The organism is Rhizobium sp. CBN3 (assembly GCF_030518245.1).
In the GTDB taxonomy this organism is placed as follows: domain Bacteria; phylum Pseudomonadota; class Alphaproteobacteria; order Rhizobiales; family Rhizobiaceae; genus Rhizobium; species Rhizobium aethiopicum_A.
This window is the reverse complement of the sequence record NZ_JAULSE010000020.1, coordinates 1-22,670: the sequence shown is the minus strand read 5'-3', so window position 1 is coordinate 22,670 and position 22,670 is coordinate 1. Positions and strand designations below refer to the sequence as shown.

At 61.3% G+C, this 22,670-nt stretch carries 20 protein-coding genes, 1 tRNA gene and 2 pseudogenes; 15 read left to right on the top strand and 8 right to left on the bottom strand.

What is annotated here, in order from left to right; all coding sequences use genetic code 11:
* Nucleotides 1-448 precede the first annotated feature (448 nt).
* The 6 genes from QWJ46_RS24330 (at nt 449) to hflX (ending at nt 7,960) form a co-directional block, all read left to right on the top strand.
* On the top strand, nt 449-1,438 hold the full coding sequence (locus QWJ46_RS24330; RefSeq protein ID WP_302754280.1) for an aldo/keto reductase: 990 nt from the start codon (nt 449-451) through the stop codon (nt 1,436-1,438).
* 214 nt (nt 1,439-1,652) lie between these two features.
* Entirely contained in the window at nt 1,653-3,923 is a 2,271-nt protein-coding gene (locus QWJ46_RS24325; protein WP_302754279.1) for a PAS domain-containing sensor histidine kinase, read from the top strand.
* A complete protein-coding gene (locus QWJ46_RS24320) occupies nt 3,913-5,277 on the top strand; it encodes a sigma-54 dependent transcriptional regulator (protein ID WP_011425228.1) in 1,365 nt (454 codons plus the stop codon). The genes QWJ46_RS24325 and QWJ46_RS24320 overlap by 11 nt, the downstream gene beginning before the upstream one ends.
* 62 nt (nt 5,278-5,339) lie before the next feature.
* Nucleotides 5,340-6,203 carry a D-amino-acid transaminase gene (locus QWJ46_RS24315; RefSeq protein WP_302754278.1) on the top strand — a complete coding sequence of 288 codons (864 nt, stop codon included), beginning with the start codon at nt 5,340-5,342 and terminating at the stop codon, nt 6,201-6,203.
* Between the two features lie 111 nt (nt 6,204-6,314).
* A complete protein-coding gene (gene hfq / locus QWJ46_RS24310) occupies nt 6,315-6,557 on the top strand; it encodes an RNA chaperone Hfq (protein ID WP_003539403.1) in 243 nt (80 codons plus the stop codon).
* 77 nt (nt 6,558-6,634) lie between these two features.
* On the top strand, nt 6,635-7,960 hold the full coding sequence (gene hflX / locus QWJ46_RS24305) for a GTPase HflX (RefSeq protein ID WP_302754277.1): 1,326 nt from the start codon (nt 6,635-6,637) through the stop codon (nt 7,958-7,960).
* Nucleotides 7,961-8,366: 406 nt separating this feature from the next.
* Here the strand turns inward: hflX and mazG are convergent.
* Nucleotides 8,367-9,200: pseudogene (gene mazG / locus QWJ46_RS24300) on the bottom strand (nucleoside triphosphate pyrophosphohydrolase); the annotation flags it as partial.
* Between the two features lie 6 nt (nt 9,201-9,206).
* Nucleotides 9,207-9,794, bottom strand: coding sequence for a nucleoside deaminase (locus QWJ46_RS24295; protein WP_302754276.1), 588 nt, complete (start codon nt 9,792-9,794; stop codon nt 9,207-9,209).
* Between the two features lie 267 nt (nt 9,795-10,061).
* Here QWJ46_RS24295 and cysG point away from each other — a divergent pair, with 267 nt between their 5' ends.
* The 5 genes from cysG to QWJ46_RS24270 are packed head-to-tail and all read left to right on the top strand — an operon-like array spanning nt 10,062 to nt 15,266.
* Nucleotides 10,062-11,498, top strand: a complete 1,437-nt coding sequence (cysG, locus tag QWJ46_RS24290; RefSeq protein ID WP_302754275.1) for a siroheme synthase CysG — start codon at nt 10,062-10,064, stop codon at nt 11,496-11,498.
* A 2-nt stretch (nt 11,499-11,500) separates the two neighbouring features.
* A complete protein-coding gene (locus QWJ46_RS24285) occupies nt 11,501-11,815 on the top strand; it encodes a DUF2849 domain-containing protein (RefSeq protein WP_302754274.1) in 315 nt (104 codons plus the stop codon).
* An 8-nt stretch (nt 11,816-11,823) separates the two neighbouring features.
* Nucleotides 11,824-13,494: a nitrite/sulfite reductase gene (locus QWJ46_RS24280; protein WP_302754273.1), complete on the top strand. Its 1,671-nt coding sequence runs from the start codon at nt 11,824-11,826 to the stop codon at nt 13,492-13,494.
* 10 nt (nt 13,495-13,504) lie between these two features.
* The gene (locus tag QWJ46_RS24275; RefSeq protein ID WP_184456866.1) at nt 13,505-14,017 is read left to right on the top strand and encodes a DUF934 domain-containing protein; all 513 of its coding nucleotides are present in this window, start codon (nt 13,505-13,507) and stop codon (nt 14,015-14,017) included.
* A 37-nt stretch (nt 14,018-14,054) separates the two neighbouring features.
* On the top strand, nt 14,055-15,266 hold the full coding sequence (locus tag QWJ46_RS24270) for a UbiH/UbiF family hydroxylase (protein ID WP_302754272.1): 1,212 nt from the start codon (nt 14,055-14,057) through the stop codon (nt 15,264-15,266).
* On the opposite strand, the gene QWJ46_RS24265 is transcribed toward QWJ46_RS24270, so the two are convergent.
* Both QWJ46_RS24265 and QWJ46_RS24260 read right to left on the bottom strand, forming a co-directional pair.
* The gene (locus QWJ46_RS24265; protein WP_302754271.1) at nt 15,234-16,196 is read right to left on the bottom strand and encodes an AEC family transporter; all 963 of its coding nucleotides are present in this window, start codon (nt 16,194-16,196) and stop codon (nt 15,234-15,236) included. The two genes, QWJ46_RS24270 and QWJ46_RS24265, sit on opposite strands and share 33 nt — an antisense overlap.
* Nucleotides 16,197-16,242: 46 nt before the next feature.
* Entirely contained in the window at nt 16,243-16,992 is a 750-nt protein-coding gene (locus QWJ46_RS24260) for a cytochrome c biogenesis CcdA family protein (RefSeq protein ID WP_302754270.1), read from the bottom strand.
* Nucleotides 16,993-17,203: 211 nt separating this feature from the next.
* Between QWJ46_RS24260 and QWJ46_RS24255 the strand changes: the two genes are divergently transcribed.
* Nucleotides 17,204-17,279 (top strand) — tRNA-Lys (locus QWJ46_RS24255).
* Nucleotides 17,280-17,736: 457 nt separating this feature from the next.
* Here QWJ46_RS24255 and QWJ46_RS24250 read toward each other — a convergent pair.
* Entirely contained in the window at nt 17,737-18,012 is a 276-nt protein-coding gene (locus tag QWJ46_RS24250) for a hypothetical protein (protein WP_184456859.1), read from the bottom strand.
* A 94-nt stretch (nt 18,013-18,106) separates the two neighbouring features.
* Entirely contained in the window at nt 18,107-18,433 is a 327-nt protein-coding gene (locus QWJ46_RS24245) for a hypothetical protein (protein WP_184456857.1), read from the bottom strand.
* Between the two features lie 39 nt (nt 18,434-18,472).
* Between QWJ46_RS24245 and QWJ46_RS24240 the strand changes: the two genes are divergently transcribed.
* From QWJ46_RS24240 to QWJ46_RS24230, 3 genes are all read left to right on the top strand, one after another.
* Complete coding sequence (locus tag QWJ46_RS24240) at nt 18,473-19,480, top strand: PD-(D/E)XK nuclease family protein (RefSeq protein ID WP_302754269.1); 1,008 nt, start codon at nt 18,473-18,475, stop codon at nt 19,478-19,480.
* 1,042 nt (nt 19,481-20,522) lie between these two features.
* Nucleotides 20,523-20,912 (top strand): hypothetical protein, encoded by a 390-nt coding sequence (locus tag QWJ46_RS24235; RefSeq protein WP_302754268.1) that lies wholly within the window; start codon nt 20,523-20,525, stop codon nt 20,910-20,912.
* Nucleotides 20,913-21,135: 223 nt separating this feature from the next.
* Complete coding sequence (locus QWJ46_RS24230; protein WP_184456851.1) at nt 21,136-21,534, top strand: hypothetical protein; 399 nt, start codon at nt 21,136-21,138, stop codon at nt 21,532-21,534.
* A 203-nt stretch (nt 21,535-21,737) separates the two neighbouring features.
* Here the strand turns inward: QWJ46_RS24230 and QWJ46_RS24225 are convergent, their stop codons facing one another.
* Both QWJ46_RS24225 and QWJ46_RS24220 read right to left on the bottom strand, forming a co-directional pair.
* Nucleotides 21,738-22,331 (bottom strand): L,D-transpeptidase, encoded by a 594-nt coding sequence (locus QWJ46_RS24225; protein WP_302754267.1) that lies wholly within the window; start codon nt 22,329-22,331, stop codon nt 21,738-21,740.
* A 231-nt stretch (nt 22,332-22,562) separates the two neighbouring features.
* Nucleotides 22,563-22,670, bottom strand: a pseudogene (locus tag QWJ46_RS24220) (IS481 family transposase); the annotation flags it as partial.

Sequence of the window (22,670 nt, the reverse complement as noted above, 5' to 3'; positions counted from 1 at the left end):
CATCCGACGGTCACATAGTATTTGTGAGCTATTGTTTGCCGTTCACGAAATGTCATTGAAGTTGCTGCATTCGCCGCCGCCACGCCTGTGGATAAGCTGTGGATAACAGGTGGATCATATGGCTCGATCAGCGGAGGACAGCATTCCCGAATCCGCTCGCATGTTGCCTATCCGTTCCGAATCTCGTCATCTGCCGCTGCTGCTGTAGACTTCCGCCGCAACTGTCGTCGCCAGCTGCCATGGGCGCTCCGGCTGATGTCGTGGAGCGCCCTTTTCTGTACGGCCGGGCTGACCGGAGCTGCGACATCGTGTTCCATGGCGAGCAATTTGGCGGCGGCGCCTCGTATATCCTTGCGGCCGCCATAGATTATGCGGATCGATCGCTCATTGATGGTGCGACGCCGGCCTCGGACGGTCGGCCCATGTTCTAACCTGCGGGAGCTGCGTGATGGAATATCGTCGTTTGGGAAAATCGGGCTTGAAGGTGAGCGAGTTCTCCTTCGGCTCATGGGTCACTTTCGGCAAACAGGTGAATGGCGGCGACGCCGTTGATCTCATGCGGCTTGCCTACGACAATGGCGTGAATTTCTTCGACAATGCCGAAGGCTATGAAAGCGGCAAGTCGGAGGTCGTCATGGGCGAGGCGCTCAAGTCGCTCGGATGGAGCCGCGACAGCTTCATCGTTTCGAGCAAGGTCTTCTGGGGAGGTGAGAGGCCGACGCAGCGCGGCCTGTCGCGCAAGCATGTGACCGATGCCTGCCATGCGGCGCTGAAGCGGCTTCAGGTCGATTACCTCGACCTCTATTTCTGCCACCGCCCTGATATCGACACGCCGATCGAGGAAACGGTGCGGGCGATGCACGATCTCGTCGCGCAGGGTAAGGTGCTTTACTGGGGGACGTCCGAATGGTCCGCCCAGCAGCTGACCGAAGCTTATGCTGTTGCCCGGGACCTGCGCATCACGCCGCCCACCATGGAGCAACCGCAGTACAACATCTTCGAACGCCAGAAGGTCGAGGCCGATTATCTCCCGCTTTACGACCTGATCGGCCTCGGCACCACGATCTGGTCGCCGCTCGCCTCCGGCGTCCTGACCGGCAAATATAATAACGGCGTGCCGGACGACAGCCGCATGAACCTGCCCGGTTACGAATGGCTGAAGGAAAGATGGTCGAGCGATGCCGGCCGCGCTCAGCTCCGACAAGTCGGCGAACTCGCAAAACTCGCCGACGAGATCGGCTTGTCGATTACCCATCTCGCGCTTTTGTGGTGCCTCGCCAATCGCAACGTTTCGACCGTCATTCTCGGCGCCTCGCGCGCCAGCCAGCTGCAGGATAATCTCGCGGCCCTTTCGCACAGGCACAAGCTGACCGCTGACGTGTTAGAGCGCGTCGACGCGATTGTCGGAAACAAACCGGAAGAACCACGTCGCTTTTAAACAGTGGCCAAAACTGTGAGGCTGCGGGTGCTTCGCCTTGACAACATGACAAGCCGCGTTGCATTTTCGCCACAATGCGTTGCTTAAAGGTCACGCAAGGGTTTTGGACATTTCGCTCCCGATCGAGTCGTTCCGACGCTGGCTCTTCTGAGCCGGCGTTCTTTGGTTTCGATCGGATGGCGGGACGGCGGGGTGCCGTCTGAAGAGAGGCCGAATGACGCAGGATGGGGTAGCGCCGGCGGCGGCGGGCGAGGCGGTGACGACGGTGACCGATCGCCGCGCGCTTTTCGCCGTGCCTGGCCTCGTGCTCGCCGGCGGCGCGCTGCTCTGCGCCACGATCACACTCTTCATACTGCTCGGCCTGACGCCGATCGCGCCGACCTCGCATGTCGTCATCACCTCGGTGATCGTCAATTCCTTCTTCGTCCTGACGCTGCTGGCGCTGATCGCCCGCGAGGTGGCAAGGCTGCTCAAGGCGCGCACACGAGGCAGAGCGGCCGCGCGCCTGCACATCCGTATCGTCGTGCTCTTCTCGATCGTCGCGATCACGCCGGCCATCCTCGTCGCCATCTTCGCCAGCATCACGCTGAATGCCGGCCTCGATCGCTGGTTTGCGCTGCGCACCCAGTCGATCGTCAGCTCGTCGCGCAATATCGGCCAGGCCTATATGATGGAGAACGCCAGCTACCTGCAGGGGCAGACGGTCTCCATGGCCAACGACCTGGAGCGCAATCGCGCTCTCTACAGCCTCGACAGGACGGGTTTTGCCGAGCTGATGACGCGGCAGGCGAGGGGGCGCGGTCTGCTTGGCGCCTTCCTCGTCGAGCGCGACGGATCGGTGGTCGTCCAGGCCGACATCGCCACGGAAAAGCCGCTGCCGGCCATTCCGCAGGATGCGCTGGAAAAGGCCGCGGCCGGCCAGCCGACGCTGATTCCGCCCGGCGTCACCAACCTCGTCGGCGCCATTATCAAGCTCGATGCCATCCAGGGCACATTTCTCTATACGGTGCGGGCCGTCGATCCCAAGGTCATGGGCGCCATGCGCATGATGGAGGAAAACGCCACCGAATACCGCTCGATGGAGGCCAACCGCTTCTCGCTGCAGATCGCCTTCGCCGTGCTCTACATCGGCTTCGCGCTGATCGTGCTGCTTGCGGCGATCTGGACGGCAATCGCTGTCGCCGACCGCATCGTGCGGCCGATCCGGCTGCTGATCACGGCGGCCGACAGCGTTGCATCGGGCAATATGGATATCGTCGTGCCGGTGCATGCCGTCGATGGCGACGTCGCCAATCTGTCGCGCACCTTCAACAAGATGATCTCGGAAATCCGCACCCAGCGCGACGAGATCCTCGAGGCCAAGGACGAGGTCGACGACCGCCGGCGTTTCATCGAAGCGGTTTTGTCGGGCGTTACCGCCGCCGTCATCGGCGTCGAACAGGATCGACGCATCGCTATCGTCAACAGTTCGGCCGAGACGCTGATGTCGCTGTCGGCCGACGAGATGCTCGGCAAGCAGCTGGCCGACATCGCGCCCGAGATCGATCAGGTGCTGACCGAGGCGGCGGTGCGTCATCGCGGCGATTTCCGCAAGCAGATCGCGCTGGTGCGCGGCGGCACGGTTAGAACGCTGAGCGTGCAGGTCACCCGCGAGGAAGTGCGCGACATGAGCGAATCCTACGTGATCACGCTCGACGATATCACCGATCTCGTGATCGCCCAGCGCTCGACCGCCTGGGGTGACGTGGCAAGACGCATTGCCCATGAGATCAAGAATCCGTTGACGCCGATCCAGCTGTCCGCCGAGCGCATCCAGCGCCGCTACGGCAAGCAGATCAACCAGGACGACCGCACCGTCTTCGATCAGTGCACGGATACGATCATTCGCCAGGTCGGCGATATCGGCCGCATGGTCGACGAATTCTCGGCTTTCGCCCGCATGCCGAAGCCGACCAAGGAGCCGAGCGACCTGCGCGATATCTTGCGCGACGCGATCTTCCTGCGCGAGATGGGCAATCATCACGTCACCTTCCTCTCGGAGTTCGGCGATAAGCCGCTGGAGGGCCTGTTCGACAGTCGCATGCTCGGCCAGGCGTTCGGCAATCTCATCAAGAATGCCGTGGAATCGCTGGAAGCCGTCCCGAGTGACGAGCGCGACGAGCGCAAGGTTCTCGTGCGCGCCGCGCTCGATGTGGCCCGCGACCGTTTCACCGTCGACGTGATCGACAATGGTCGCGGCCTGCCGGTGGAAAACCGCCATAGCATTCTGGAACCCTATATGACGATGCGCGAAAAGGGCACCGGCCTCGGGCTGGCCATCGTCAAGAAGATCATCGAGGAACATGGCGGGCAGCTCGAGCTGCATGACGCGCCCGCCGATTTTGACCGGGGAAGAGGGGCCATGATCCGCGTGCATCTGCCACGCCTGGAGCCTGCGCCCGCCGCTCCCGCAGCCAATGACAAGGAAAGCGCTTATGGCCTCTGATATTCTCGTCGTCGATGACGAGCACGATATTCGCGAGATCGTTTCCGGCATTCTCTCCGACGAAGGCCATGAGACACGCACGGCCCATGACAGCGACAGCGCGCTGGCGGCGATATCAGATCGCGTGCCGCGGCTGATCTTCCTCGATATCTGGATGCAGGGCAGCAAGCTCGACGGCCTGTCGCTGCTGGACGAGATCAAGACCCGTCATCCCGATCTCCCCGTCGTGATGATCTCCGGCCACGGCAACATCGAAACCGCGGTCTCGGCGATCAAACGCGGCGCTTTCGATTTCATCGAGAAGCCTTTCAAGGCCGATCGGCTGATTTTGATCGCCGAACGCGCGCTGGAAAATTCCAAGCTCAAGCGCGAGGTTTCCGAGCTGAAACGGCGCACCGGCGACGCCTTGGAGCTAATCGGCACTTCGGTCGCCGTCTCGCAGCTGCGCCAGACGATCGAGAAGGTGTCGCCGACCAACAGCCGCATCATGATTCTCGGCGCGTCCGGTTCCGGCAAGGAGCTGGTGGCCCGGATGATCCACAAGAAGTCGGCCCGCGCCAATGGCCCGTTCGTGGCGCTGAATGCTGCCAACATCACGCCCGATCGCATGGAAGTGGCGCTGTTCGGCACCGAAGGCACGCCTGGCCAGGCGCGCAAGATCGGCGCGCTCGAGGAGGCCCATCGCGGTATCCTCTATCTCGACGAGGTCGGCGAAATGCCGCGCGAGACGCAGAACAAGATCCTGCGCGTGCTTGTCGATCAGCAGTTCGAGCGGGTCGGCGGATCCAAGCGCGTCAAGGTCGACGTCCGCATCATTTCCTCGACCGCCTATAATCTCGAAAGCCGCATCGCCGAAGGCTGGTTCCGCGAGGATCTCTATCATCGCCTGGCCGTCGTGCCGGTGCGCGTACCGCAGCTTGCCGAGCGGCGCGAGGATATTCCCTTCCTCGTCGATCAGCTGATGCGCCAGATATCAGAACAGGCCGGCATTCGTCCGCGCCGCATCGGCGACGATGCCATGGCGGTGCTGCAGGCGCATGACTGGCCGGGCAATATCCGCCAGCTGCGCAACAATATCGAGCGGCTGATGATCCTTGCCCGCACCGACGGCCCGGACACGCCGATCACCGCCGACATGCTGCCGACCGATCTCGGCGACATGCTGCCCAAGGTTTCGGCCAAGAACGACTATCACATCATGACGCTGCCGCTGCGAGAAGCCCGCGAGATGTTCGAGAAGGATTATCTGATCGCCCAGATCAACCGCTTCGGCGGCAATATTTCACGCACCGCCGAATTCGTCGGCATGGAGCGCTCGGCGCTGCACCGCAAGCTGAAATCGCTCGGCGTCTGATCCTGGCGGCGCGGCCAGCCGCCGCGCCGCGTCTCTCCCACATCCCGAAGACCAGGTTTCCCATGCCGAGAATCGCCTATGTGAACGGCCGCTACGTCAAACATTCCGATGCCAGCGTGCATATCGAGGATCGCGGCTATCAATTCGCCGACGGCGTCTATGAGGTCTGCGAGATCCGCCACGGCTATATCGTCGACCTCACCCGTCATCTCGATCGTCTTGGCCGTTCGCTCGGGGAACTCAGCATCGCCTGGCCGATGAGTCGGGCGGCGCTGACGCGGGTCATTCGCGAGACGCTGCGCCGCAACCATGTCCGCAACGGGCTTTTCTACCTGCAGGTCACACGTGGCGTCGCCCGCCGCGACCATGTCTTCCCGGCCGACGGCACGCCGCCCTCGCTTATCATAACTGCCAAGAGCACCGACCCGAAGATCATCGCGGCCAAGAACGCCAACGGCATCAAGGCGATCACCGTCACCGACAACCGCTGGGACCGCGTCGACATCAAATCCGTCGGCCTGCTGCCGAATGCCATGGCCCGCCAGCAGGCCAAGGAAGCCGGCGCCCAGGAGGCGATCTATGTCGATGGTGACGGCATGGTAAAGGAAGGGGCGGCGACCAATGTCTGGATGGTCGATTCGGATGGAACCTTGGTAACGCGGCCGGCCGAACACGGCATCCTGCGCGGCATCACTCGCACCACATTGATCGATGTGGCCGCCAAGCTGGGCTTGAAGATCACTGAGCGGAATTTCTCTGTTTCCGAAATGCTCGCAGCCCGCGAGGTCTTCCTGACGGCAGCCACAAGTATCTGTTTTCCGGTCGTTTCCATCGATGGCCAAGCCATCGCCAACGGCCATCCCGGCAGCGTCTCGCAGAAAGTCCGCGAAGCCTTTTTCGACGTTGCGGAAAAGATTGCGATTTGATACCAAGATTTGCTGGACCGGTGGAATGAGGGTGTTGCCGGTCTCGCATGGAGAGGTTGATTGATATTCTACCGGCCAACACGGGTCGGCAATAAAGAAAGAAGCGGCGCGATGGCGGAACGTTCTCAGAATTTGCAGGACTTATTTCTCAATACTGTTCGCAAACAAAAGATTTCCCTGACAATCTTTTTGATCAACGGCGTGAAACTCACGGGTGTTGTTACCTCCTTCGACAATTTCTGTGTTCTGCTTCGCCGTGACGGCCACTCGCAGCTCGTGTATAAGCATGCGATCTCGACGATCATGCCGGGTCAGCCGATGCAGATGTTCGAGAGTGAAGAAGCCGCGTCCTAACAGGATCAGCCGTCATTTCGACACGCGATACCAAGAACGATTCGATCATCCCTGAGGCCGCCAAGCACAGGGACGATATGCGCGCGACCGTCGTCGTGCCGGTTCTGAAATCGCGCAGCCGCGGTGGCCAGACCGAATCGGCCTCGACCCGCACCCCGGAAAGCCGGCTCGAAGAGGCGACCGGCCTTGCCCAGGCAATTGACCTAGACGTCGTCAACGGTTCGATCGTGCCGGTCAATGAGCCAAGACCGGCGACTTTGCTCGGCACCGGCAAGATCGAGGAGATCAAGGCGCTGCTCGACGAGCGCGATTCCGGTCTCGTCATCGTCGATCACCCGCTGACGCCGGTGCAGCAGCGCAATCTCGAAAAGGAATGGAACGCCAAGGTCATCGACCGCACCGGCCTGATCCTCGAAATCTTCGGCCGCCGCGCCTCCACCAAGGAGGGCACGCTGCAGGTCGATCTGGCGCACCTGAATTATCAGAAGGGCCGGCTGGTCCGCAGCTGGACCCACCTCGAGCGCCAGCGCGGCGGCGGCGGTTTCATGGGCGGCCCCGGCGAAACCCAGATCGAAGCCGACCGGCGGCTCTTGCAGGACCGCATCATCAAGCTCGAACGCGAGCTGGAGCAGGTCGTGCGCACCCGCCAGCTCCACCGCGCCAAGCGCCGCAAGGTGCCGCACCCGATCGTCGCGCTCGTCGGCTACACCAATGCCGGCAAATCGACGCTGTTCAACCGCATCACCGGCGCCGGTGTGCTGGCCGAAGACATGCTGTTTGCGACGCTCGACCCGACGCTGCGCCGCATGAAGCTGCCGCATGGCCGCACGGTCATCCTGTCCGACACGGTCGGTTTCATCTCGGACCTGCCGACCCATCTCGTCGCTGCCTTCCGCGCCACCTTGGAAGAGGTGCTGGAAGCTGACCTCATCCTGCATGTCCGCGACATGTCCGATCCGGACAACCAGGCGCAGAGCTCCGACGTGATGCGCATCCTCGGCGATCTCGGCATCGACGAGGCCGAAGCGGAGAAGCGGCTGATCGAGGTCTGGAACAAGATCGACCGTCTCGAGCCTGAGGTCCACGACACCATGGTGCAAAGAGCGGCCGGCGCCAGTAACGTCGTCGCCGTCTCGGCCGTCAGCGGCGAGGGCGTCGACACGCTGATGGATGAGATCAGCCGCAGGCTGTCCGGCGTGATGACCGAAACGACGATCCGCCTTCCCGTCGACAAGCTGGCGCTGCTGCCCTGGCTCTACGACCACGCCATCGTCGACGCCCGCGAGGACAATGAGGACGGCTCGATCACGCTCGACTTGCGCCTGTCGGAGACCGAAGCCGCCGAACTCGAACGCCGCATCGGCAATGGGCCGAAGCCTGCGAAAGAGGATTGGGAGCGGTAAGTGGGGCCGTGAGCATGTCCATTTAAAGACAGCTCACCAAGGGCCTAGTTGCTCGACTGAGTGAGAGGACGCGGGGACACTGCGACATCTCCCTTCTCCCCAGCGGGGAGAAGATGCCGGCAGGCAGATGAGGGGGTGAGCGGCAAAGCCGCGAATGCGCTGAGTGCAAGCGAAGGGCAATGAATGGCGTGCCGTGCGGCCCCCTCATCCGACCCTTCGGGCCACCTTCTCCCCGCTGGGGAGAAGGGGGATGTGGCAACGCTCTGGCTCTTTCGGCCGGCTAGTTTGGCGAGAAGCAACCTCAGTCTCCGTCATCCTCGGCCTTGAGCCGAGGATCCATGCCACCGGCGCTGGTGGATGCGGTGTGGATGCTCGGCTCAAGGCCGAGCATGACGGAGGGTGGGGCTGCCGTCACCGCCCGCTCGATCGCCTTGGCCGCCTGCCAGATCTCCTCCATCCGCTCCAACGTCGCATCCTCAAGCGTCTCGCCTTCTGCTTCAAGAACCTTTTCTATATGATTGAAGCGACGCCGGAATTTCGTGTTCGTTCCACGCAGCGCCTGCTCCGGATCAGCCTTAACATGCCGGCCGATATTGACGACCGCGAAGATCAAATCGCCGAGTTCGTCGCTGACCTTGGCGCGGTCTCCGTCCCGAAGTGCGGCCCGCAATTCGCCGATCTCTTCCTCGATCTTGTCGAGGATCGGCTCGGGCGCCGACCAGTCGAAGCCGACCTTGGCGGCGCGTTCCTGCAGCTTCAGCGCCTCGGTCAAAGCCGGAAAGCTGCGCTGCACCGAGCCAAGGAAGCCGCCCTTGAAATCCTCGGTGATCCCGCGCCTTGCCCGGCGCTCGGCGCGCTCGCGTTTTTCCGCCTGCTTGATTTCGTCCCACTGGATCTTCACCGCGTCGGGTGTGTCGGCGTCCGAGCGGGCGAAGACATGCGGGTGGCGGCGGATCATCTTGGTGGTGATGGCGTTGACCACGTCGCCGAAGGAGAATTCGCCGGCTTCCTCGGCCATGCGGGCATGGAAGACCACCTGCAGCAGCAGGTCGCCCAGTTCATCGCAGAGATCGTCCATATCGCCGCGCTCGATCGCGTCGGAGACTTCATAGGCTTCTTCGATCGTGTAGGGCTTGATCGTCTGGAAATTCTGCTCGATGTCCCACGGGCAGCCGGTTTCGGGATGGCGCAGCGCCGCCATGATCTCGATCAGCCGTGAAATGTCTTTGGAAGGTTCCATGGTGCCTCAGTTCAGCGGAATGTCGTTGGCGCTCTTCGACGACTGGTAGGTGGCCGACAGCGCGTCGTAGCGCGCCTTAATGCGGGCAGTCTGCGCCTTCAGCGCGGTCCTCAGGGAAGCCTCTTCGGTCTCGACCAGATCGGCGATGGCAAAGCTGTTCCAGAAGGCGTTTTGCCTGCGATAGCCGCCGGGTTCAAGGCCGAAGACCTCCCTCAGGATCTTCAGGTCGTGCGGAATGGCGAAGGCGTCGCGGGAATCCTCATGGCTGAAGAAATAGTAGAAATTGTCGAAGCCCGCCCAGGTGATCGCCGACATGCACATGGTGCAGGGTTCGTGCGTCGACAGGAAGATCAGATCCTTGGTCGCCGGTTTGTCGCCAAGCTCGTAGAAGCGCTTCAGCGTATGCACCTCACCATGCCAGAGCGGATTGTCGAGCTCGTTATTGGTCTCGGCGACAACGAGCGACAGATCGGATTTGCGCAGGATCGCCGCGCCGAACACCTTGTTGCCCAAGGAGACGCCGCGTTCGGTCAGCGGCAGGATATCCTCTTCGATGACCGAAAGCAGGCGGGCGGCGATGGTCTTGTCAGCCATTGGTGTCTCCGGTTTTTTTCCAGTCTATCGTCTTGGCGGCACGAGCGAAATGCGGCAAACGCCGATGGACGTCGTTTGTCACAGGCTTTACACTGCACCGCAACAAAGAGAGTGGGAACAGGTGGTTGTCGTCAGCTCGGTTGACTTTTCTCAAATCGCCGATGAGGCGAGCAAAAGAATACGCGCTTGCCGGGGCTTTCGGATTTCTGTTCCTTCAATCGCTTGTCGATCACGGGCATATTCTGGCAACTTCGAAGTGGATTGGTAATGTCTCCCAAGACTGAGCAGCTTTCGGTATTTCCAGCCTTCTTTCGCGTGGAAGGCCAGAAGACGGCTGTCTTCGGCAATGGCGACGAGGCCTTCGCCAAGGTGCGGCTGCTCTTGAACACGCGGGCACGGATCGTCGCCTACGCCGACCGGCCGGAAGCCGATTATCATGCCTTCCTGATTGCCAATCGCATCGAGGCGGTGCGCGCCGGCTTTTCCGCCGGCCAGGTCGAGGGTGCGGCCCTCGTCTTTGCCGCCACCGGTGACGAAGCAGAAGATCGCCGGATCGTTGGTGCCGCCCGCGCTGCCAGAATTCCAGCCAATGCCGTCGATCAGCCCGATTACTGCGATTTCTTCACGCCGGCGCTCGTCAATCGCGCCCCGGTCGCCGTTGCGATCGGCACCGAAGGGGCAGGGCCGGTTCTGGCGCAGATGATCCGCGCCCAGATCGATCAGCTTCTTTCCCCCTCGCTCGGGCGTCTGGCCACGCTGGCGACGCGCTATCGCAAATCGGTCGATCAGCTGGTGCCCCGCGGCGTTTCCCGCCGGGTCTTCTGGCGCCGCTTCTTCTCCGGCCCCGTTGCCGATGCGGTCGCCAACGGCAACCTGTCGCAGGCCCGCCACGCCGCCGACCGGCTGCTCACTTCGATGGACCAGATCGCCGGCCATGTCTGGCTTGTCGGCGCCGGTCCGGGGGCTGAAGATCTGCTGACGTTGCGCGCCCAGCGCGTGATGATGGAAGCCGATGTCATCGTCTATGACGCGCTGGTGCCGCAGGCGATCGTCGACATGGGTCGCCGCGATGCCGAGCGGCTTTCCGTCGGCAAGCGCAAGGGCTGCCATTCGAAGTCGCAGGAAGAGATCAACGAACTGCTCGTCGAGCTCGGCCGCCAGGGCAAGCGCGTCGTCCGGCTCAAGTCAGGCGATCCGCTGGTCTATGGCCGGGCAGGGGAAGAGATGGCCGCGCTGCGCGCCGCCGGCGTCACCTATGAGGTCGTGCCCGGCATTACCTCGGCCTTCGCTGCCGCCGCCGATTTCGAGCTGCCGCTGACGTTGCGCGGCGTCGCCTCCTCGCTCGTCTTCACGACAGGCCACGATCTCACTGGCGACGTGCTGCCCGACTGGGCAAGCCTTGCCGTCTCCGGCGCGACGATCGCCGTTTACATGGGCCGCACCGTTGCCGCCTCGGTCGCCGAGCGGCTGATGCAGGCCGGCATTCCCGCCGAGACCACCGTCGCCGTCATCGAAAATGCCAGCCGCGCCGAGCGCCGTCTGCTGCATGGCACGCTCGCCGACCTGCCCGATCTGCAGCACCGCGACGAGCTGACCGGGCCGGTTATGGTCATTATCGGCGATGCGGTCGCCGGCGCCAATTTCGAACTGTCCGAGCCGCTGGTGCGTGCGAACGCCCGGCTCGAGGAACTTGCAAGGAGCTGAATATGGGTGACAAGGTTCTGACGGCCAACCGGCTGACGGATGGCATTGCCGTCTGGCTGGATGCCAGCGGCAAATGGTCGACCTCACTGCAGGAGGCGCTTGTCGCCCGTCACAACGAAGCCGTCGAAGCGTTGGAAGCCATTGGCAAAAAGTCCTATGCCGACAATGAGGTCGTTGACGTCGCCGTCGTCGACGTCCAGGAAACCAACGGCATTCTCTGGCCGTTGCGCCTTCGCGAGCGCATCCGCGCGCAAGGGCCGACCATGGAATATGCGCCGGGCTACGCTCCTGCCGATCCCGAATTCATTGCAGTCTGAGGAAGACGATGTACCGTTACGACGAATTTGATCATGCCTTTGTCAGCGAGCGCGTCGAGCAGTTCCGCGACCAGGTTCAGCGCCGTCTTTCCGGCGAGCTTGCCGAGGATGCATTCAAGCCGCTGCGCCTGATGAACGGCGTCTACCTGCAGCTTCATGCCTATATGCTGCGCATCGCCATTCCCTATGGCACGCTGAGTGCGCGCCAGCTGCGCATGCTCGCTCATATCGCCCGCACCTATGACCGCGGCTATGGCCACTTCACCACGCGCCAGAACCTGCAGTTCAACTGGCCGAAACTGTCGGACATTCCCGATGCGCTGGCCGATCTGGCGAGCGTCGAGATGCACGCGCTGCAGACTTCGGGCAACTGCATCAGAAACGTCACCGCCGACCACTTCGCCGGTGCGGCCGCGGATGAGATCGCCGACCCGCGTCCCTATGCGGAAATCCTGCGCCAGTGGTCGTCCGTCCACCCGGAATTCTCCTTCCTGCCGCGCAAGTTCAAGATTGCCGTGACCGGCGCCGAGCGCGACCGCGCCGCCATCCAGGTCCATGATATCGGCCTGCACCTGAAGAAGAACGACAAGGGCGAAATCGGCTTTGCCGTCTATGTCGGCGGTGGCCAGGGCCGCACGCCGATGATCGCCAAGCTGATCCGCGACTTCCTGCCCGAGGAAGACCTGCTCTCCTACACCACCGCGATCGTGCGCGTTTACAATCTGCATGGCCGCCGCGACAACAAGTACAAGGCCCGCATCAAGATCCTGGTGCATGAGACCGGCGCCGAGGAGCTGGCGCGTCAGGTGGAGGCCGAATTCGCCGCCCTGAAGGATAGCGAGCTCAAGCTGCCGGAACAGGATGTCGAGGCGATCGCCGCTTATTTCGCGCTGCCTGATCTGCCCGAGCGCGCCGAGGGCTGGGAAAACCTCGCCCGCTGGAAGAAGGCCGATCCGGCTTTCGCCCGCTGGGTGCAGCAGAATGTGCAGCCGCACAAGAACCCCGATTACGGCATGGTGACGATCTCGCTGAAGCCGATCGGCGGCATTCCGGGCGACGCCACCGACGCGCAGATGGAGGCCGTCGCCGATCTGGCCGAAGAATATGCCTTCGACGAAATCCGCGTCAGCCATGAGCAGAACCTGATTCTGCCGCATGTGGCGCTGGCCGATCTCGAAGCGGTCTATCGCGGCCTCGTCGCCATCAATTTGGCCGAAGCCAATGCCGGCCTGATCACCGATATCATCGCCTGTCCGGGGCTGGATTATTGCGCGCTCGCCAATGCGCGCTCCATTCCGGTCGCGCAGGAAATCTCCCGCCGCTTCGGCAGTCCCGAACGGCAGGCCGAGATCGGCGAGCTGAAGATCAAGATCTCCGGCTGCATCAATGCCTGCGGCCACCACCATGTCGGCCATATCGGTCTGCTCGGTGTCGAGAAGAAGGGCGCCGAACTCTACCAGATCACGCTTGGCGGTTCCGGCGACGAACATACCTCGATCGGCGAGATCATCGGCCGCGGCTTCGAGCCGGACCGGGTGACGGATGCGATCGAGACGATCGTCGACACCTATCTCGGCCTGCGGCTCGATCCGTCCGAAACCTTCCTCGCCGCCTATCGCCGCGTCGGGCCGCAGCCTTTCAAGGATGCGCTCTACGGCTCGGCCGCCGAAGCGGCTTAAGGAGGGGATGATGACGAAGATCTGGAGAGAAACCGGTTTTGTCGACAACGATCTCTGGGTTGTTGAAACCGACGAGGTGAAGGCAACAGGCGCACAGAAGCCGCTGCTCAGCCTCGACGAGCTGATCGCCAGGGCCGATCAAAGCAACGATGTCGGCCTCGGCGTGCTGATCAAGCCGGCCGACGACGTGCGCCGGCTCGAGCCCTACCTCGATCGCCTTGCAATCGTGGCGGTCGCCTTTCCCGCCTTCAACGACGGCCGCGCCTTCAGCCATGCCTCGCTGCTGCGCCAGCGCCTCGGTTATGCCAATGAGCTGCGCGCCGTCGGCGACGTGCTGATCGACCAGATCCCGCTGATGCTGCGCGTCGGCATCGACAGCTTTTCCGTGACCAACGCCACGGCGCTAAAGCGGCTCGCCGAAAACCGTCTGCCCGCCATTCCCCATCATTATCAGCCGGCGGTGCGTGACGCCGAAGCCGGCAAGGGCTATAGTTGGCGCCGTCAGGCGAAGCCGGCCGCATAAGCCGCCGGTCCGCCTCTTTACGATGGCGGAATATAGCATGAAGACATTCGAAATCGCGGTGATCGGTGGCGGCCTCGCCGGCATGATCGCCGCCATTGCGCTTGGCCGCGGCGGCCGCAGCGTGGCGCTGGTGGCTCCCATTGCCGCAAATGAGGACCGGCGCACCACGGCGCTGATGGATCAGTCGATCCGCTTCCTCGATCGCCTGACGCTCTGGGAAAAGCTGCGCTCGGCGGCAGCACCCCTCACCAGCATGCGCATCATCGATGGCACGGACCGGCTGCTGCGGGCGCCCACCACCACCTTCCGCGCTGCCGACGTCGGGCTCGATGCCTTTGGCTACAATTTTCCCAACAAGGCGCTGACCGAGATCCTCGAAGCGGCCACCGCCGGCGAGGGCAATATCACCCGCTTCACCGATATGGCCGAATCGATCGTGATCTCGCCCGAGAGAGTGTCGATCACGCTTGTCGGCGGTGAAACGCTCTCGGCCGATTTTGCCGTCGGCGCCGACGGCCGTGGCTCGAAGCTGCGCGAGGCGGCAGGTATCGGCGTGCGCAACTGGTCCTATCCGCAATCGGCCATGGTGCTGAATTTCGCCCATTCGCTGCCGCACCAGAATATCTCCAGCGAATTCCACACCAAACACGGCCCCTTCACCCAGGTGCCGCTGCCAGGTAGCCGCTCCAGCCTTGTCTGGGTGCAGGATCCCTCCGAGGCGACCGCCCGCATGGAACTGCCGCTGGCCGAACTGGGCTCTCTCGTCGAGGCGCAGATGCAATCCATGCTCGGCAAGGTCGATGTGGAGGAAGGCGTCCAGGTCTGGCCGCTCTCCGGCATGATGGCTCATCGATTCGGCAAGGGGCGCATCGCGCTGATCGGCGAGGCGGCCCATGTCTTCCCGCCGATCGGGGCGCAGGGGCTGAATCTCAGCCTGCGCGATATCATGGTGCTCACCGACATTCTCTGCGACAGGGCGGAACTGCCGCTGCCAGCCGATGCCGGCGAAAGCTTCGACCGCCGCCGCCGCGCCGACATCATGACGCGCACGGCGAGCGTCGATCTGCTCAACCGCTCGCTGCTCTCGGATTTCCTCCCCGTGCAGATGCTGCGCGCTGCCGGCCTGCACATCCTCTCGGCCATTCCGCCGCTGCGCAACCTCGTCATGCGCGAGGGCATCGAACCCGGCCGGGGCTTCCGCGATATTCCCGATAGCTTAAGGGAAAAGCTGAAGCGGAAGAAGGCCTGAGCGGATCGCAATCAGCCAGAGCGAAACGCTCGCCACCGAAAGCACCGTGGTGATCAGGATCGTCGCCGATGCGCGTTCCTGCCAGACGCCATATTGCTGGCCGATGACGAAGACATTGGTCGCCGTCGGCAGGCAGGCCAGCAGCACGGCCGCCTGGATCCAGACCGGCTCGAAACCGCCGATAACAGTCAGCGCGATGAAAACCGCGATCGGGTGCAGGATCAGTTTCGCCGGCACGATATAGGAAATCTCGGCCGGAATCCGCTTCAGCGGCCTCAGAGCCAGCGTCACGCCAATCGCGAAGAGCGCGCAGGGTGCGGCGGCCTGGGCAAGGTAGTCGACGAGGCGCTGGAACGCCAGCGGTTGATCGATGTGCAAGGCGGCGACGGCAAAGCCTGCCGTCGTCGACAGGATGAAGGGATGCAGCGCCACCTTGCGGGCGATATCGGCGGCAAGCTGGCCCGGCGAGCGCTTGTCGTCCCCGGCTGCCGCCATCAGCGCCGGCGCCACGATGAAATGCAGCGCGTTCTCGAAGCAGATGATCAGCGCCACCGGCACGGCAGCCCCTTCGCCGAGCGCAAGCAGCGCCAGCCCCGGCCCCATATAGCCGATATTGCCATAGGCGCCGGCAAAGGACTGGATGGTGCATTCATCAAGAGGATTGCCGCGCAGGAAACGGCCGATCACAAAGAGCAGGATGAAGATCGCATAGGTCGCGGCAATATCCGTGACGATGAAATCGACCCGCGTCAGCTCTTCGATCGGCGTGCGCGAGACGAGCTTGAAGAAAAGAGCGGGCAGGGCGGCATAGATGATGAAGGTGTTCAGCCAGCCGAGCGCCTCGGCCGGCTGCTTCGTCGCCTTGGCGGCGGCATAACCGATCAGGATCAGGCCGAAGAACGGCAGCAGCAGGCTGATGATGTCGGCCAAGGGAAAGTCCGGTTTTCGCGGGATGGTCGGCGGGGAAGAATCTCTTCTAGCCGATTTGCATCAGGATCGGAAAGGTCTGCTGGAACCAGATCGCCACATCGCTGACCCAGCCGAACAGGAAGGCGAGGCCGGTCAGGATGAGGAAGACGCCCATCACCTTTTCCACCGTGCCGAGATGACGGCGGAAGCGCGACAGGAAGCGCATGAAGGCGCCGGAAAAGCCGGCGGCGATCCAGAAGGGGATGGCAAGACCGAGCGAATAGATGGCGAGCAGCCCGGCGCCGGATCCGACCGTCTCGCGCGCGGCGGCGACGCCGAGGATGGCGCCGAGCACCGGCCCGATGCAGGGCGTCCAGCCGAAGGCGAAGGCAAGGCCCATAATATAAGCGCCGGTCAGCGTCGCCGGCTTGCCGCCGGCCTGGAAGCGCGCTTCGCGGGCAAGCAGACCGATTCGGAAGAGGCCGAGGAAATTCAGCCCCATGACGATGATGATCAGCCCGCCGATCTTGGAGAGCAGATCGAGATGCTGGCGAAGCGCCATGCCGATGCTCGACGCACCGGCGCCGAGCGCCACGAAGACGGTGGCAAAGCCGAGCGTGAAGAGCAGCGCCGAAAAGAGCACGTCGCGCCTGATATCAGGCGACACCGCCACCGCGCCGCCGCCGCGGAACTGCTCAACGGAGATGCCGGCCATATAGCAGAGATAGGGAGGGACGAGGGGGAGCACGCAGGGCGAAAGAAAGGATAGCGCCCCTGCCAACAACGCGCTCCACAGGGAAATATCGGCAATCGACACGCATTCTCTCCGGCTGCAATCTGCGCCCTGTTCCTAGCCTCGCAGGCCCGGGATTGCCAATCACCTTTTTGCGTGGGCGACAAATCTGGCTTTGTGCGCCAGAGAAATGTGTCCTACCTTCGCAAAAGCCGAATTTTTCGGTTGACCGCAATGGGTCACCTGCCTATGTTCCGCCCACTTCCAGCCGGGGTGCCTCACACCCGCGGAGAGGGAGAGCGTAGCTCAGCCGGTAGAGCAACTGACTTTTAATCAGTAGGTCTCGGGTTCGAACCCCGACGCTCTCACCAAAAACAAAAAAACAACCGCATATAGTGTTTCGAATGCGGAGCGAGCGCTCCCGTGGATCCCGGTTTCGCCGGAGTTGTGGCCCGCGCACTCGAAAAGAACGCCATCTTCCGATCTGCATCGCTCGTTGCGCTTGGAACGCCTTTTTGCCGCAGCCCAGGAGCTTTTCAAGCATCGGCACGACGAAGGCGGATTTACCGGCTGGCTCGCGACTCGCCTTCCGCGTCTCCCGCAAAGCTCCGCTTATCAAGCGATTGAAATCTTCAAAGGCGGCGTCGCGAGCTACCACGTTTATAAGAGCGAGTTTCATGGCATTTATCATCCGCGTATATGAGGCGACGATGTCGATTAGTCGGAGGCAACGGAAGAAGTCACCTTGGGCCAACTGCAACTCTGCGCAGATTTACTCGGCCTTGATTCCACGGCAGCAATCTATCAATCCGGCTTTAAGCGCCTGATTCATAGGTCCTCCCCCTCAAGCGAGCAGACTTCGAGATCGTCTTCGTCGAAAACTATCTCGGCCAACCGATACGGGGGGCCATCAAACCAGCCCATCGCATCTGCCTGCTCATAAGTAAGCGATTCGTGCTCCTTCCTGCCATCAGCCTGGACGGTCGTCATCTCAACCGGGTGGATGCCAATCGCGACAACTGTGCGCGTGCCGACGTCGGTACACCTCCACCGACTTTTCCCGCACCAGAACTCCAGACCGATCTGAAACTCCGAGTGTTCCATGTATGACCTCCCTGATTTCGTATGTGATGATTGCAAATAGCCGAGTGTCGGGTCTCGAGGCTGCTGCTATCTTGTAAAAGTCGAATCGGGAGGATCACAAACCTGACTCGCGCCGAACAGGGCGCTTTGTCCAATCCAGCCACGCTCGGTTTATGATAGTTGTTTCCTTAACCGGAGCGCCCATGGTCCAATACTGTCGGCCGTCGATGTCAAGGTAGACAGAGCTTCTACTAGTTGGCTCAAACCACCTTCGTTCGCCCTGCGTGCGGATGAATGAGACGGCTTCCTCAAACAGGGCCTGGTCCTCCGGCGGATCATCGAATTGTCGTACCGAGTATTCGTGCGGCCACTGCGGCATGGTTTTCGCGTAACGCCAGTGGCGCGTGCCGATGAATTTCTTGAAGTCATCAATGCTATCCATTGGGTCTCGTCTTTGGTCCCGAAGTTCAAGAGGCTAATCATGCGACTGCTCATGACCCACCTCGCCCAATTCAGCTCGCTCTCCAAACAGGGAGAGTTGCTGTGCACGCAGGGGCTCGCCTACCTTCTTCAAAATCCGGATGCGCGCAAGAGCTTTGGGGACCATATCTCCAAGACGGTGGGCCGAACTATCAACTCCGACTTGACTTGGCGAGCTGAGGCTCGACAGAAAGACGGTGCCCGCCCCGACTTGGAGGGCTGCACGGCTGACGGAAAGCTCGTGGTCAAGATAGAGGCGAAATTGGGCGCGGCGTTTGGCGAGGGCCAACTCAGTTCGTACCTTGGCGACCTTCAAGAAAGCCCTCATAGTGGAATGTTGCTGGTTCTGGTCCCTCAATACCGCGTTGCTGCGATGAAAGCGTCGGTGCCGAATGCGTCCCCTCTTACCGGGGATGGTCCTTGGCAGCACAATGCAACGTCCGACTTGACCGTTGCGGTGATCGATTGGGAGGGGGTTTTGGTTACTCTGAGAGACGTTCGCTCGGACCCGTTCCGTGGTGACCTCGCCCAATTTGAGGCCATGTACAGGGTCCTTGCGGGCCACGACATAGAGCCACTGAGGAGTGTCTCTGAACTGCTCGCTTGGCGCGAGCGGAAAGAGGTATTCGTCAATCTCGTGGATCGGGTTACCCGCCGCTTGGCGCAGCAGAGCCGAGTCCTCCCGATGGGCAAGGATCCAGACGACTACCAGCGTCGATATGTCTGCCTACCGCTTGGCGCCGAGCAGCCCTGCTTCAGCGTGGGGGTCCGCGATCCTTTTGCGGGGTACACGACGCCTATTTGGCTGCGGTTCCACCGTCTTACGCCCAAGTTCTCGGTTATCCGCGAACGTCTTGTCGCGTCTGGCTTGTCGCAGCAATTAACTGAGTGCGGCGGCCACATCTGGATACATCTCGATATTCCGCTCAATGCCGATGGCGAAAGTCTGGTTGACTCGTTGGTTGAGCAAGCACAATGGGTTATCGAGGTCGCGTACCAGCCATTGTGACACACAGACGTGTATCCCACCAAATCTCTCAGAGGCGGCAATTATGCTTGCCCCGGCGACGACTGGTGAATCGGTGACTGCCCCGGTTTTCTCACAGCGCCCCTGCCGTGCAGACCCCTTGAACCCACCGCCGCCGATATCGGGTTTTCCGGCAAGGATGTTCATGAGGCCCGGTTTACCCCCGGCGATGCGGAGCAGATGGCCGACAAGAGCGGCTTCAAAGTTTCGCGGTGCCGACGTTCAGCTCACAGCCCGCGCAAAGTCCGGCAGTCTCCATCGGGCGACGGTGAGCCCACGCGGGCGATCACCGTTTATGATGGTTCACCTGCCGCTTGGAACCAAACGCTATTCTCGGCACTACTGTCGCCTGCCGACAAGGCCGTGTTTATGCTCGGTCCCGAACACCGCGCGTGTGGGTCCGTCTCTGGCCCAGCCGCGCAAGAGTTTTCCGGCAGGCGAGCACGGAGCCGTACCCATACACCAAAAGAAGTAAATTCCGCCTTGGCGGTGCGCCTATTGGGCGATCTTGACATCTGCGTGCATTCCCACAACCTGCAGCTATGGGGAGTGGTCGTGATTATGGGGGATTCATGAGTGTTTGTAATCACGTAAAATCAGCTTGCTTATTTGCCTCTTTGACGTTGCTTTCGGCTAATCAAGCATTCGCGTTCACTCTTACCCGCCGCATCAGGGTCCCCGACTGGATGGATCCGTATATGGCCATGTTTTTGGTTTTCTCATTATTTGGTTATCTGGGATTGGTAGTGACGAAACCACGCGGAGTGCCTGTTAAGCAGCTTTCCAGGGTCAAAATTTCACCCCTCGCCAACTTCTTTCGCGTCTTCTTTGGCACCATGTTTCTCATATTCATGGCTATGCTGTTTGTAGGCATGGCCCTTCGTCGGTACGCAGAATAGAGCCTCACGGATCTTCCCACCGAATCATCTTGCCCGAAGCGAAAGTTGCGCCCTGAGGTTGAAATCATGTGTCGGTTCCTCTTTGATGGCAGGGGCGATCATTGCTCTGTAGCCCGGAGACTGCGATGGATATGACCACCCTCAGCGAACGCTTTTTTGGCCTGTCCTTCCTGATCCTCTGGGTGTTGCTGGCAATCCTGATCTTTAGCGCCGTGCGTCATGGGTTGAATGCAGAGCCGAAGGACGATGACCGGTCCCGCGTGCAGGAGCGGTCACATGGACGCATAGTCCGGCATCTCCTCGAAGGCGACAGGCGGAACAGAGCCATGGCCCAGGCTGTCGAGGCCAAGGCCAAGTCCTATTTCGCGCGCCGCATCGGTAAGATCCATCTGGCAGCGCTGGCCTTCTTCATGGCGACGACCCTGTTTCTGGCGCTCTGGAATCGCTACGAGGTCAAAATGCAACGGGCATCCCAAATCCCAGTTACATCACCGCTGCAGCACGATGCTGACTGACTTCGGGCAATCGCTATTCCGGCGAATACAGCCCACCTGATGTTTCGTCAGCGTCAAAAAATTCTCCGGGTGAGATAGTGCGCGGGTCTTTAGTCTGCCCGCCTTTGGCGGGTTCAATCGCCCTCTCCAAAAGAAGGTGCCTTTCCATCAAATTGCTCAGCTTTCGAGCCGTTGCGGACCGCAGGTCAATTGCTCATAGTTCGCCAGCGTTGGGGGATCATGCATGTTCAATGTTCCGAAATACCTGATCGCATTTTACATGAGCTTGGCGATGCAGACCGCCTCGGCCCAAACAGTTGAGCCCGGCAGGTGCTACAACGAAATGGCAGACGTCATCGCAACGATAGATGCAGTGATGTCACGCGAGAAGGCAGATATTTCCGGCTACAGCAAGCGCTTGCAGCAAAGATTACCCAAGGGCCCCTGCGATATTGAGGCAATTCGCGCCGTAGCGAGGAGTTCTCCTCATTTCCGATGGCACAAGATTGGTAAAATGTCTGACATGTTCAGGTTCTCGAATGAAGAATTGGTTTCTGATTTTTGGATTGATTTGAATACGAAGGAAATACCTCAAGACTCTTTATGGATACGCGTCAAAAAGACGGAATACGACTATGAATAAAATCGGTCGGTCCCTGACGTGCTGCGAAGCGATGGCGCAAGTCATCGGTCCTGGTGACCGAGTTGGACGCATTTCCCATCTAGCTCATCTCCGCTGATAGCTTTGATCAATCTTTGGCGGCCGCCATGGTCCGAACGGCTCGTTCTGAAATGTTCGCCCTCGGCTGGCGAGAAACCTCTAGGGCTGCGACGCACCCGACCCAATCACCGCTGGACGATCACGCGGGTTCCCGGCTGGACCATATCGTAAAGCTCCTCGACGTCCTCGCGGTACATCCGGAAGCATCCGCTTGATGCGTTGGTGCCGATGGAGGAGGGGTCGTTGGTGCCGTGGATGCGGAGAAGTCCGTCGGCAAGGTAGATCGCCCGGGTGCCAAGCGGATTTGCGGGCCCGGGCTTCACCACTTCCGGGAGCCTTGGGTTCTTCTGGCGCATGCTGGCTGTTGGCCGCCATTCGGGATGCAGTCGTTTCGACACGACCCGCGTTGTCCCGTACCATTGTTTGCCTTCGCGGCCGACGGCGATGGGGTAGGCAAACTGCTCACCCGCTGACGTCGTGTAGATAAGGGTGTGCTCACGCGTGGCGATGACGATGGTTCCTCTTCCAATTCGCGTCGATGGCTCCCGAGGTTCTTGAAGGGGTTCCCCATAGTCAGGAGGAGGGGGATAGGGGCTGTAAGGGTCATCATAGCCATAGCCGTCGTATTCACCATATCCGTCATACGGCGCGTAAACTTGGGCTTGGGCATGTGCCGCTATCAGAAATAGGGCCGCAGCAAGGAGAACCAGCAATCTCATTCGTCGCATCCGCCTGTTATACAATCATGATTGGGTCGAATTCTATGGCGGCACTATGGCGGGCTGGATTTCGATTTGACGGTGATCTTCCGTCGCTCCCGTTCTTCGCTGGGTTCGCGTATCGAGCCCACGAACCCCCAGGCGAGGGCTTCCAAAGGAAGCTGCGACGAGTGTTTGTTTTGCTGCGCGAGCCTTCGCAAAGCCCAAGGGCTGGCTGCGCATCGCCACGCTCTAGGTGTGGAGCCTCAACAGGTTGTCCTGGGTAAGAGCGAGTCTGCTGATTGGTGGTTTTGAATTTAGGCTTCCGTGAGGCCTGTGCCAATTGTAGCGATGGAGCCA